Genomic DNA, 12,584 nt, shown 5'->3' on the forward strand with positions numbered 1-12,584 from the left:
CGAGCCGGTTGGCATTCTCGGTAAATTTCCCAGGCGGCGCCTTGGTCGCCTGTAGTCGCAGTGGTAGCCTTGCTGCGCTTCGCGGCCGCGACACTGTTCAGTTAGCAGGTGGTTTTTCAACGGCCTGTCAGTGGCATAGGCGGTAGCAGGGAAGACACCACACACACAACGGAAACGCAGGATTACCCCCATGAATAAAATTGCAGGCAGCGCCCTTGGCGCAGTTGTCGTTCTCGGCGCATTGAGCACCGCAGGCGCCTGGTACACCGGTCAGCAGCTTCCAGCGGTGCTGGAAACCTCGATTCAGCAAGCCAACCAGGACATGGGCAAAACCCTGCCGGCCCTGGGTCTGAGCGCCACCATTGAGCTGGTTTCCCTGGAGCGCAAACTGTTCAGCAGCAACGCGCGCTACCGCATCCAGTTTGCCGGCAGCCTGGATGCTGAGTCGCCGAGCAATGTCGAGTGGTTCGTTACCGACCGTATCGAGCATGGGCCTTTCCCGCTTTCGAGGCTGCAAAGCCTCAAGCTACTGCCCGTTATGGCCACCAGCAATTACGCCTTGGAGCACAGCCCGGAGCTGGAAAAATGGTTCGCTGCTAGCGAGGGCGGCGCGCCGCTGCAGGGCCAGGTCAGCCTCGGTTACGACCGTTCGCTGAGCGGCAACCTGCGTGTGCAACCGTTGCAAATGACGCTGGAAGAACAAACCCAGATCGATTTCAGCGGCCTGGAAATCGACTTCGACAGCAGCGCCAATGTTGAGAAAATCAGCGCCAGCGGCGTGATGGACAGCTTCAAGGTCACCTCAACTCTGGATACCGATGAAAGCATGCGCCTTGAGTTCAAGGGCATGCACCTCACCAGCAACACCCGCAAGGGCGTCAGCGATTTCTACCTGGGGCAGAACGAGGTGCGCCTGCAGCAAATCGAGCTGCAGATTGGCGAGAATGCGCCAATCCTGTTCAAGGATTTCGTCCAGCGCGATGAAACCAGCGAGGCCAACCAGCAGCTGTCGGCCCGTTATAGCTATGACGTCGGCATGATCAGCTACCAGGGCAACGACATCGGTTCTTCGCAGATGCTCTGGACCGTAAAGAACCTCGACGCGGCGGCTCTGCAATCGATGATCGAGCTGTACGGCACGCTGCTGCAGAGCGGCAAGGTCGACACTGAAAGCGGTATGCCTGAGCTCACCGACGAGCAAACCGCGCAGTTCAAGACCGATTTGGAGAAACTGCTGGCCGGCAAACCGGGCCTGGCTTTAGAGAAGCTCGCGTTCAAAACCGCCAACGGCGAAAGCAGCTTCAGCCTGGCGCTGGACCTGGACAAGCCGGCATCCTTCGACCTGCCTGCTCCTGAACTGGCCAAGCAACTGATCGCCCAGCTGGATGCCAAATTGCGGGTATCCAAAGCCATGATCAGTGATGTGGTCGGCGTGCAAGCAGCGATTGCCGGTGAAACGGACAAGGAGGCGATTGCCCAGCAGGCAACCATGCTCGGTGAAATGGCCAGCGGTATGGCGGTTGCCAGCGAGCTGGCCGTGCTGCAGGGCGAGGACATCAGCTCCAGCCTTCATTACGCCAACGACCAGATAACCTTCAACGGCAAGCAGATGACCGTGGATCAGTTCGTGGCTCTGGCCATGAGCAGCGGCGGCGGTATGGCGGGTATGGGCCATGAAGCCCCGGCTGATGAAGCACTGCTGGACGACAGCGAGGGTGAAAGTACCCTTCAGTAAACCCCGCTACGCCATTGGCATAGCCTGCGCGGTAAATACGGCCAGATGACCTGTAAAGCAGGGTGTCTGGCCGTTTTTGTTGGGACTCAATGGTTAGCAGGCCGTTGAAAAATGTAGGCGAGGCCGCTGAGACAAGGCGAAAACAGGCGAGGAAGCGGAGTTTACTGGCTGTAAATGAGCATTCCGAGCCTGTTTTCAACGCAGTATCAGCAACGTAGGTAGTTTTTCAACGGTCTGTTAGCGGTCGCCACGCTCGTACTTGTCCAGGGTATCGCTGGCGATCTGCCGGCCCAGCATGATCAGCTCCGGCGCCTTGTAGAACTCGAAGAAGCGGCATACCCGCTTGGGTACGTTGATCAGGATGTCCGGCGGGTAACCGGCGATTTTGTATTGCGACAACGAGGTTTGCATCACTTCAAAACTCTGGTTGATCAGCTCCAGCAGCGAGGCCGGGCCACTGAGGTCGGCGACGCGCGAGCCGCTGGCGGATTTTGGCGCGGCCGGTTTGTCCAGGCTGCCACGGGCGTTCTGCTGCCAGGGGTTGATGGCTTCTGGCTGCATTGCATGGCTTTGGTCTTCCAGCAGAAGCAGTGCGTCGTCTTCGCCAGGTTTGCGTTTGAATGACGGCAGGCGCGAGCCGAGCGAACTCATCAATAGATCGAAGCGCCCCTTGAGCGCCGGCGTACGCTCGATAATCGGCAGCTCGTAATGTCGTTGGTGGGCCGAGTTGAGGTTGACCGCAACAATCAGATCGCAGTGGGCGGACACTACTGGGACGATGGGCAGCGGGTTGAGCAGACCGCCATCGACCAGCATGCGTTTGCCTTGTACCACCGGGGTAAACAGGCTGGGGATCGCCGCCGACGCGCGCATGGCCTGATGCAGGCAGCCTTCCTGGAACCAGATTTCCTGTTGGTTGGTCAGGTCGGTGGCCACCGCCGTAAAGGGTATCGGCAGCTCTTCGATATTGATCTCGCCGACTATTTCACGAATCTTGCCAAAGACCTTTTCACCACGAATCGCCCCCAGGCGAAAGCTCACATCGAGCAGGCGCAGCACGTCCAGATAATCCAGGCTCTGGGTCCAGTCGCGGTATTCATTAAGCTTGCCGGCGGCGTAGATGCCGCCAACCACCGCGCCCATAGAGCAGCCGGCAATGCAGGCAATTTCATAACCGCGGGCTTCCAACTCTTCGATCACGCCGATGTGCGCATAGCCCCGCGCACCACCGGAGCCCAATACCAGCGCAATGCGCTTACTCATCCTGATGTTCCTCGTAACTATTAATGCAGCGAACATACGCGCCGAACAGCGTGCCGCCAAGGCGCGATTTGCTAGTATCAAGCGCACCTGAACGATGCATGGCGGCTTGGTAGAGACAGTGGCACTTTTGCCCGTTCTGCGCGTCTTACTGGCTGTATTGGTGTATCGCGATCGTTGATGGCGATGCACCCGGATGTTGAATCATTCGTCTGTCTACTTGCAGGAGTTACCTGATGAAACTGTGGATCGTGTTGCCCATGTTGCTGTTGGTGCTAAGCGGTTGTGCGGGGAAAACGGCTTATCGCAATAGCTGCGCTAATCAGCTGGACGCCGCCTGGCGCGAGCTGGACCTGGCCAAAGCTGAGGGGTTTACCGGTACGGTGAGTTACTCCAAGGCGCTGTCGCTGCTGACTGCGGCGAAGACCCAGCAGCAGTTCGAGGCTTACAAGGGCTGTACGGCGAAGTCTGAGCGCGCCCGTTTCTATATCCGTGAGTCGCGAGCAGGCCGCTGATGCAGCTGGATTTTAATGCACTCGAACCACTGGAGCGCTACCGCTGGTTAGCGTCGACCATCACCCCTCGGCCGATTGCCTGGGTCTCCAGCCAGTCGGCTGAGGGGGGCAACAACCTGGCGCCGTTTAGCTTCTTTCAAGTGATAAGCGATGACCCGCCGACCCTGATGGTCAACGTCAATCACCGTGCCGATGGCGGCCTGAAGGACACCCTGCTGAATGTGCAGGCCAGCGGCGAGTTGGTGATTCAGTTGGTGTCCTTTGCCCAGGCTGAGGCGATGAATGCCAGTGCGGCGGTGCTGCCGTACGGCATCAGCGAGTTTGAGCAGTGCGGTATCGCCAGCCAGCCCTCGCAGCGCATTGCGCCGCCTCGGGTGGCCGGTGCGGCGGTGGCCTTTGAATGCCGGGTGGCGCAAATTCAGGCCTACCCAGCAGAAAAGCCCAATTGCCACTTGATATTCGCCGAGGTGCTGTTGGCGCATATCGACGATGCGGTGCTCAACGAACAGGGCCGCATCGATGCGCACAAGCTCGATCTGGTCGGGCGTCTGGGCGGCATGGCTTACAGCCGCACCCGCGACACCTTCGAAATGCGCCGTCCTTAATAGCGCTTGCGCCGGCGCAGCAGCCATTTCTCTGCTTCGACACAGGCACATACCCCCATCGCTAACAGCAGGCACCAGCCCCAGGCGATTGCAGGCATGGCTGCGGTGGCGAAGACCTGTTGCATGGCCGGCCAGTAGGTGAGCAACAGTTGCAGGCTAAGTAACAGGCCGACCATGCCCCAGACCATCGGGTTATCGCGTAGGGAGAAACTCGCTGGCGTTTCAAGGCGTCGGCTGCTGAACAGGTAGCCGATTTCGCAGGCAACCACCGCGTTGACAGCTAGGGTACGGCTGCTTTCCAGGCTCCAGCCGAGCATCTGCGTGTAGAGGAATAAGCCCAGGCTGGCCAGGGTCATCAGCGCTCCGATAAAGAGCACGCGCCAGAGCAGATGCTGGCTGAGTAGATTGACCTTGGGATCACGCGGCGGGCGGCGCATCAGCTCGGCTTCGGCCGGCTCAAATGCCAAAGCTAGGGCTAGGGTCACAGCGCTGATCATATTGATCCAGAGAATCTGCAGCGGGGTGATCGGCAAGGTCATGCCCAGGGCAATGGCGGCCAGCAGAATCATGGACTGCCCACCATTGGTGGGGAGGATAAACAGAATGGATTTTTTCAGGTTGTCATAGACCGTACGGCCTTCCTCGACCGCATGGGCGATGGTGGCGAAGTTGTCGTCGGCCAGCACCATTTGCGCCGCTTCCTTGGCCGCCTCAGTGCCCTTGATGCCCATGGCCACGCCGATATCCGCACGTTTCAGTGCCGGCGCGTCGTTGACCCCGTCGCCGGTCATCGCGACTCGCGCGCCACAGGCTTGCAGGCGTTCAACCAGGCGCAGTTTGTGTGCTGGGTTGGTACGGGCGAAAACGTTGGTGGTGGGTAGCAATTGATCCAGCTGGCTGTCGCTGAGGCTATCGAGATCTGCGCCGGTCAGTGGCTTACCACCGCCCAGGCCAAGGCGCTGGGCAATGGCGCTGGCGGTGCCGGCATGGTCACCGGTGATCATCTTCACCGCGATGCCGGCGCTGTGGCAGTCCGCGATGGCGGCAATGGCTTCCTCGCGGGGTGGGTCGAGCATGCCAACCAGCCCGAGCAGCACGTAATCGCCGTCCAGGTCGTGATAGTCAAGCATCTGCTGGGGTTCGCCGAGCGGTCGAATGGCCAGGCCGAGCATGCGCAGTCCCTGGCTGGTGCCGCTGTCGAGGGCCTGATGCCAATGGCGCAGGTCGAGGGGTTCGGGATGGCCGTCGCGCCACTGGCGGTTGCAGGCTGCGAGCACACGCTCCGGCGCGCCGATCATATAGATCAGGCCATGGTGGGCATGGTCATGGTGCAGGCTGGCGGTGCAGCGCTGCTCGGAGCTGAAGGGGATGGCGTCAATTTGCGGCAGGTTGCGCGCCTCATGTTGCAGCTCCAGGCCGACTTTGGCAGCGAGGGTCAGCAGGGCGGCTTCAGTGGGGTCGCCAGTGATACACCAGCCATTTTCGCCGCTGCGCAGGCTGGCGTTATTGGCCAGCAGGCCGGCGCGGGCCAGCTCGCGCAGGTCAGCGGCGGCGTCCAGTTGGCACAGCTGGCCGTCATCGCAGTGAATACTGCCTTGTGGTGCATAGCCGACGCCGTCGACGCTGTAATGGTGCGCGGCGGTAAACACCTGTTGCACGGTCATTTCGTTGCGCGTCAGGGTGCCGGTCTTGTCCGAGCAGATCACCGTCACCGCGCCGAGGCTTTCTACTGCGGGCAGATGGCGAATAATCGCCCGGCGCTTGGCCATGCGCTGCACGCCGAGGGCGAGGATGATTGTCAGCACCGCCGGCAGGCCTTCCGGAATGGCCGCCACCGCCAGGCTGACTGCGGCCAGCAGCATGTCTTCTGCGCTGTAACCACGCAGCAGGACGCCAAAAGCAAAGGTCAGCAGCGCCAGAACGAGAATGCCCAGGGTCAGGTGGCGGGCAAATTTTGCCATATCGACCAGTAGCGGAGTTTGCAGGCTGACCACGTTTTCCAGCATATGGCTGATCTTGCCCAGCTCAGTCTCCTTGGCCGTGGCCACCACCACGCCTGCAGCGCTGCCGGCATTTACCAGGGTGCCGGAATAGGCCATGCAGCGGCGGTCGGCAAGGCTGGCTGTTGGCTCAACGGCGTCGGGCTGTTTGTCCACGGGCAGGGATTCACCGGTCAACGCGGCCTCGTCAATACGCAGGTCGCGGGTCTCCAGCAGGCGCAGGTCGGCGGGCACACGGTCGCCGGCCTCCAGCAGCACCCAGTCGCCGGGCACCAATTGTTCGGCGGCAATGCTGTGCACCTGGCCATTGCGGCGTACTCGGCTTTCCAGGCTGAGCATCTGCTGGATTGCCAGCATCGCCTGCTGGGCTTTGCCTTCTTGAACAAAACCGACCAGGGCATTGATCACCACCACGGCAAGGATCACCGCACTGTCGAGCCATTCGCCTAGCAGTAGAGTGAGCAGGCAAGCGCCGAGCAGAACGTAAATCAGCAGGTTGTGGAACTGCAGGGCAAAGCGCTTTAGCGGCCCGCTGACCTGCTGTTGCGGCAGCACATTGAGGCCGTGCTCGCTGAGCCGCTGGGCAGCGTCAGCACTGTCTAGGCCTTGGGTGCTGCTGTTGAGGTGCTGCAGGCTTTGTTGCGCTGGCAGTGCGTGCCAGTTTTGGCCAGGTGGCGCTTGCATTTGATGTGCTCCAGCGCTGTTCGGGCCTTTAGCCTAAACACCACAACAAGGGTGGGTGTTGGCTTGGATCAATTGAGTGGCTCATAAGTTCGTCAGTAAAGGTTTCCAGCGGCTATGCCGTGGCAACGCGGCGCAGTAGCATCATCAATCGGTCTTAAAGGAGTGATACATGCGCGCCCAACTGGAAACTGTGCTGCAAACGGTCAATCACGTGCTTTTGGGTAAGGAGGCGCAGGTGCGTCTGGCGCTCACCTGCCTATTGGCGCAGGGCCATCTGCTGATCGAGGACTTGCCCGGCATGGGCAAAACCACCCTCAGCCATGCCCTGGCCAAGGTGCTGGGCCTGAGTTTCCAGCGCATTCAGTTCACTTCCGACCTGCTGCCGGGCGACATTCTCGGCACCTCGGTGTTTGATAAGGACACCGGGCAATTTATCTTTCACCCAGGGCCAATCTTCGCCGAACTGGTGCTGGCCGATGAGATCAACCGCGCCACGCCGAAAAGCCAGAGTGCGTTGCTCGAAGCCATGGAAGAAGGCCAGGTAACCATCGAAGGCGCGACCCGGCCGCTGCCCGAACCCTTCTTTGTCATTGCCACGCAGAACCCGGTGAGTCAGGGCGGCACCTTTGCGTTGCCCGAGTCGCAACTGGACCGTTTTCTGATGCGCCTGTCCCTTGGCTATCCCGGTAAGGCCGCAGAAAAAGCCTTGCTGCTGGGTGACTCGCGGCGCTCGTTGTTGCCGAGCCTGCCGGCACTGCTCGATCACACTGAGCTGGCGCTTATACAGGCGGAAATCCCCAAAGTGCGCGCCAGTGATGCGTTGGTCGACTATGTGCTGCGCCTGGTCGATGCCACTCGCACCCAGCCGCAGTTCGCCTGGGGCCTGTCGCCACGGGCCAGCCTGGCGCTGCTGGCGGCGGCGCGGGCCTGGGCTTTCCTCGCGGGGCGTGATTACGTGATTCCGGAGGACGTGCAGGCCGTGCTGCCGTCTGTGGTTGGCCATCGCCTGCGCGAGCGCGCTGACCCCGCCGGACATGGCGCCGGCAGCCTGGTGCAGTGGTTGCTGCGTGAGGTGCCGGCGCTTTGATCGCCCAGCTTAAACCGCGCTGGAACCGCTGGTTGGCCCGGCGGATTCCGGCGGCTGCCAGTGTGCGGCTGAACCAGCGGCGGATCTTTATCATCCCCAGCCGGATTGGCGCGGCCTTTATGATGGCGTTGCTGTTGATGCTGCTGACAGCGATCAATTACCAGAACAGCCTGGCCTACGGCCTGACCTTTCTGCTGGCCTCGGTGTTTGTTGTCGCTATTTTGCACACCTACCGCAACCTGGCCGGGTTGATCCTCAAGGCCGGCAGTGCACCAGCGGTATTCGTCGGCGAGCCAGCCGGCTTTCGCGTGCGTCTGGAAAGCAGTCAGCGGCCTCATCAGGCCGTCAGCCTGGGTTGGCCACCGGCCGAGTTGCAAACGCTGGATGTGCCGGCCGAAGGCGTGGCCGAATGCCAGTTAAACCTGCCGGCGCTGCAACGCGGCTGGCTACGGCCCGGTCGTCTGCGGGTCGAGAGCCGTTTCCCGCTGGGGATTCTGGTGGCTTGGAGTTGGATTGATCTGGATCAGCGCGTGCTGGTTTATCCGCAGCCCTTGTCCGGTGATCTGCCGCTGTCCGCTGGTGCCAGTGAGGATCAGGACGAGGAGGGCAGCCGCCCCCATGGTCAGGGTGTGGACGATTACCAGGGGCTGAAGACTTATCAGCCGGGTGATTCCAAGCGTCGTCTGCACTGGAAAGCCTATTCCCGTGGCCAGGGGTTGCTGGTCAAGGATTTTGCCTCGATCACTGGGCGTGATCTGTACCTGGATTTCGACGCATTGGCCGGTGATGTGGAAACCCGTCTGTCGCTGCTTTGCCACTGGGTGCTGCAGTTGTCCGAGCGTCAGCAGCCGTTTGCCCTGAGCCTGCCGGGACAGGTGCTGGGCGCCGATAGCGGCGAGCTGCACCGCGATGCCTGCCTGCGCGCTTTGGCGCTGTTCGGGCGTGCGCCATGAGCCGGGTTACCGCGATTCCACGGATCAGCCTGACCTGGCTGCTGGTGGCGCAGGTACTGGTGATTCTTCCCCATTTGCCGCATTTGCCGCTGTGGATCATCGGCCTGTGGCTGGGCAGCGCCGCCTGGCGCATTCAGATTTTTCGCATGCGGGCGCGCTACCCGAATGCCTGGGCCAAGGGCGGTTTAATGTTGGCGGCGGCACTTGGGGTATTTCTATCCCGTGGCAGCCTGATTGGTCTGGATGCCGGGGTCGTGCTGCTGATTGCGGCGTTTGTGCTCAAACTGCTGGAAATGCGTACGCGGCGTGATGCGCTGGTGCTGATTTTTCTCGGCTTCTTTGTGGTGGTCACCGCCTACCTGTTTGATGACAGCATGTTGATGGCGTTTTACAGCCTGCTGCCGGTGACCGCCTTGCTCGCGGCCTTGATTGGCCTGCAGCAGAGCAGCCTGGCCACCCAGCCCTGGCCGACCGCACGCCTGGCTGGTGGGCTGCTGCTGCAGGCGCTGCCGGTGATGCTGCTGCTGTTTGTGTTCTTCCCGCGCATGGGGCCGTTGTGGTCGTTGCCGGTGCCGAATGACAAAGCCACCACTGGTCTGTCGGACAGTATGGCCCCAGCGGATATCGCCGACTTGAGCCGTTCTGCCGCCTTGGCATTTCGCGCCAGTTTCAATGGCGAAACACCGCCGCGCAGTGAGTTGTACTGGCGCGCGCTGACCCTGGATCGCTTCGATGGGCGGCGCTGGTCGCAATCCGATTACGCCGAGTTTGGCCCCAGCGCGCAGTGGCAGAAGCGAGGCGAAGCGCTGAGTTACAGCATCGTGATGCAGCCGAGCTCACAGCGCTGGCTATTTGCCCTGGATGTGGCGCAAACCTCGCTGGAGCAAACCCGACAGATGAGCGATTTCCGTCTGCAGCGCCGCCAGCCGGTGGACCGCTCGCTGATCTATCAGGCTACTTCATGGCCCGAGGCGCTGCGTGAGCCGCAACCTGTTCGGGAAACCTTGCGCCGTGCGTTGCAGTTGCCGGAGCAAGGCGAGCCGCGTAGCCGCGCCTGGGCCGAGCAGCTCAAGCGTGAGCATCCGCAGCCCGAACAACTGGTACAAGCGCTGCTTAGCCATTTCAACCGCGAACCCTTTGCCTACACCCTGCGCCCGCCAAGGCTGGGGGTGAACAATATCGATGACTTCCTCTTCGAGACCCGCAGCGGCTTTTGCGCCCACTACGCCGGTGCCATGACCTACGTGCTGCGCGCGGCGGGCATTCCAGCACGGGTGGTGGCCGGTTATCAGGGTGGCGAGTTCAATCCGGCAGGCAACTACGTACAGGTGCGTCAGTTCGATGCCCATGCCTGGGTCGAGTACTGGCAAGCGGGGCAGGGCTGGGTCAGCGTTGACCCGACCTTTCAGGTGGCGCCGGAGCGGATCGACATGGGCCTGGAAGAGGCCCTGGCGGGCGAGCAAAGCTTTCTTGAAGATTCGCCCTTTTCCCCGCTGCGCTACCGCAACCTCAGTTGGTTGAATGAGTTGCGCCTGGCCTGGGATAACGTCAATTACGGCTGGCAGCGCTGGGTGTTGGGTTACCAGAGCCAGCAGCAACTGGAGTTTCTCCAGCGTTGGTTGGGCCGCGTGGATGCTCAGTCGCTGGTGATCGGCTTGGTCGGCGGTGGGGCGCTGCTGCTCGGTTTGCTTGCGCTCTGGTTGTTCAAACCCTGGCAGCGTGAGCGCGATCTGCAGCAGCGCCTGTTCCGCCGTTTTGAGGGTTTGCTGGCGCGCCATGGTGTGCCGCGTAAACCCGGCGAAGGGCCGCGCGACTACGCTGCGCGGGCAGCCCAGCAGATACCGGCCCAGGCGCAGGAAATTGCTGACTTTGCGGCCGCCTTCGAGGCGCAGCGTTATGCCGGGCAAGAACCTTCTGCCCTGCAGTTACGTCAGTATCTAAAGGCGCTCAGGCGGGCCTTGCCTTGGCGGCTTACTCGCCTGGAGCCGTAGTGCCGCGACTATTGGCCACTTGTGGCTAATACATAAGCACATATGCTGGGGGGCAATTTCACCGGGGGATGCGATGCAAGACTTGATTGATGAGGTGCCACGACACGTACTGCGCATACACATGCGCGTGTTTGCCTGTCGTGAACGGCTGCGCGTGACCACCGACGATGAGGCCTTGCACGATCTGCGTATCGCCTTGCGTCAATTGCGCAGCCTGTTGCGGCCGCTGTCCTCGGTCGCCGTTTGTGAGGGCTTGCAGCAGCGCGCAGCCGAGCTGGGCCGTTTGACCGGCCCGCTGCGCGACCTTGAGGTGCTGCAGAGCTACCTGCAACAGCAAGGGCTCAATAGCGCCGCACAATCGCGCCTGCCTCTGTTGCAGCAAGGCTACCTGCAGCTGCTGGACAGTGCGCCGTTGGCGCAATTGTTGAACACATTGGATGACTGGCCGCAACAGTGGCGCGAGACTGCCAGCGACGGGCAACTGCGTGGCATGCCGAAGCTGATCAAGCAGCGTCTGCGCAAGGACCGCAAGCACCTGGTGCAGGCGTTGCTTGATCCCGCCCATGACCGTCATCGCCTGCGCTTGCTGGTCAAACGACTGCGCTACGCAGCCGAGGCCTATCCGCAGCAGGCCGAGTTGTCCGGGCGCACGCGCATGCAGCTGAAACAGGCGCAGTCGGCGCTGGGCGACTGGCACGACCACTGGCAGTGGCTGTTGCGCGCACAAACTGAAGCGGATTTGCAGCCGTGCGTGCCGGCTTGGCAGGCGGCACTGCAACAGGCCGAACAGCAGGCCGATCTCGCCCTGCAGGCACTGACCGCAGGATTTGCTCGCAGCAGCGACTGACTTGGCTGAAAAGTCGTTATACATTCGGCTTGTTTGGCCGAAATGTCGTGTCATTCGCTGGCGTCTTTGCCCTAAGATCACCCGCATCTTCAGATGTAGAGGTGTTTATGGGTTTTTCCGAGTTACTTCAGGCCGTGCGCGACAACCCGCAGGCCGTGCTGATTCCCGCGCAGTGGGGGCAGGGCCGTGCCAGTTTTGGCGGTCTGGTAGCAGCGCTGGTGTATGAGGCCATGCGCGCCCAGGTGCCGAGCGGGCGACCGCCGCGCTCCCTGGCGATTACTTTTGTTGGCCCAACCGCGCCGGATGTGCCGGTGAGTTTTGAAGTGGAAGTGCTGCGCGAAGGCAAGGCCGTTAGCCAGCTGCTCGGCCGGGCGATACAGGATGGCCAGGTGGTGACCATCGTACAGGGCAGCTTTGGTGCCGGGCGCGAGTCGCGCATCGCGGTACAGGCCGATCCGGCGCCGCAGGCCAAGGCGGTGGAGGCGTGCCAGGAGTTGCCGTATATCCCCAACGTCACCCCAGAATTCACGCGGTTTCTGGCCATGCGCTGGGCGTTTGGCGGCATGCCGTTTACCAATAATCCTTCACGCGAAATGGGCGGCTGGGTGCGCCTGCGTGACCAAGGCGTTGCTGAACCGGCCAGTGAAGCCCACTTGCTGGCCTTGGTGGATGCCTGGCCACCTGCGGTATTGCCACATCTGAGCGCGCCGGCACCGGGTAGCTCACTGACCTGGACCATCGAGTTCGTCCAGCCAATGAGCGAGCTGAGTACTCTGGATTGGTGCCTGTACCGCGCGCAGATAGAACATGCTCGCGATGGCTACGGCCATGTTGCGGCGGCGCTGTGGTCGTCGACCGGTGAGTTGCTGGCGATCAGCCGGCAGACAGTTGCGGTGTTCGGCTAAGC

The 12,584-nt window shown here is 61.6% G+C and carries 10 protein-coding genes; 8 read left to right on the forward strand and 2 right to left on the reverse strand.

Annotation, left to right across the window (positions count from 1 at the left end; genetic code table 11):
• Nucleotides 1-190 precede the first annotated feature (190 nt).
• On the forward strand, nucleotides 191-1,735 hold the full coding sequence (locus AC0T4W_RS09100; protein ID WP_476318698.1) for a YdgA family protein: 1,545 nt from the start codon (nucleotides 191-193) through the stop codon (nucleotides 1,733-1,735).
• 237 nt (nucleotides 1,736-1,972) lie between these two features.
• Here AC0T4W_RS09100 and AC0T4W_RS09105 read toward each other — a convergent pair whose 3' ends face one another.
• The gene (locus tag AC0T4W_RS09105) at nucleotides 1,973-2,998 is read right to left on the reverse strand and encodes a patatin-like phospholipase family protein (protein ID WP_476318700.1); all 1,026 of its coding nucleotides are present in this window, start codon (nucleotides 2,996-2,998) and stop codon (nucleotides 1,973-1,975) included.
• 233 nt (nucleotides 2,999-3,231) lie between these two features.
• Between AC0T4W_RS09105 and AC0T4W_RS09110 the strand changes: the two genes are divergently transcribed.
• Together AC0T4W_RS09110 and AC0T4W_RS09115 are read left to right on the forward strand one after the other, a co-directional pair.
• Entirely contained in the window at nucleotides 3,232-3,510 is a 279-nt protein-coding gene (locus AC0T4W_RS09110) for a hypothetical protein (RefSeq protein WP_476318702.1), read from the forward strand.
• Nucleotides 3,510-4,115: a flavin reductase family protein gene (locus AC0T4W_RS09115; RefSeq protein ID WP_476318704.1), complete on the forward strand. Its 606-nt coding sequence runs from the start codon at nucleotides 3,510-3,512 to the stop codon at nucleotides 4,113-4,115. The genes AC0T4W_RS09110 and AC0T4W_RS09115 overlap by 1 nt, the downstream gene beginning before the upstream one ends.
• On the opposite strand, the gene AC0T4W_RS09120 is transcribed toward AC0T4W_RS09115, so the two are convergent.
• Nucleotides 4,112-6,799, reverse strand: a complete 2,688-nt coding sequence (locus AC0T4W_RS09120; RefSeq protein WP_476318706.1) for an HAD-IC family P-type ATPase — start codon at nucleotides 6,797-6,799, stop codon at nucleotides 4,112-4,114. The genes AC0T4W_RS09115 and AC0T4W_RS09120 overlap by 4 nt on opposite strands.
• 169 nt (nucleotides 6,800-6,968) lie before the next feature.
• Here AC0T4W_RS09120 and AC0T4W_RS09125 point away from each other — a divergent pair, with 169 nt between their 5' ends.
• The 5 genes from AC0T4W_RS09125 (at nucleotide 6,969) to AC0T4W_RS09145 (ending at nucleotide 12,582) form a co-directional block, all read left to right on the forward strand.
• On the forward strand, nucleotides 6,969-7,886 hold the full coding sequence (locus tag AC0T4W_RS09125; protein ID WP_476318707.1) for an AAA family ATPase: 918 nt from the start codon (nucleotides 6,969-6,971) through the stop codon (nucleotides 7,884-7,886).
• Entirely contained in the window at nucleotides 7,883-8,839 is a 957-nt protein-coding gene (locus AC0T4W_RS09130) for a DUF58 domain-containing protein (protein WP_476318708.1), read from the forward strand. The genes AC0T4W_RS09125 and AC0T4W_RS09130 overlap by 4 nt, the downstream gene beginning before the upstream one ends.
• Nucleotides 8,836-10,830 carry a transglutaminase TgpA family protein gene (locus tag AC0T4W_RS09135; protein WP_476318709.1) on the forward strand — a complete coding sequence of 665 codons (1,995 nt, stop codon included), beginning with the start codon at nucleotides 8,836-8,838 and terminating at the stop codon, nucleotides 10,828-10,830. Before AC0T4W_RS09130 ends, AC0T4W_RS09135 begins: the two co-directional genes overlap by 4 nt.
• A gap of 73 nt (nucleotides 10,831-10,903) precedes the next feature.
• A complete protein-coding gene (locus AC0T4W_RS09140) occupies nucleotides 10,904-11,677 on the forward strand; it encodes a CHAD domain-containing protein (protein ID WP_476318710.1) in 774 nt (257 codons plus the stop codon).
• Nucleotides 11,678-11,784: 107 nt separating this feature from the next.
• On the forward strand, nucleotides 11,785-12,582 hold the full coding sequence (locus AC0T4W_RS09145; RefSeq protein WP_476318711.1) for an acyl-CoA thioesterase: 798 nt from the start codon (nucleotides 11,785-11,787) through the stop codon (nucleotides 12,580-12,582).
• The last annotated feature ends 2 nt before the right edge of the window (nucleotides 12,583-12,584 follow it).

The organism is Pseudomonas sp. C7.1 (assembly GCF_056312395.1).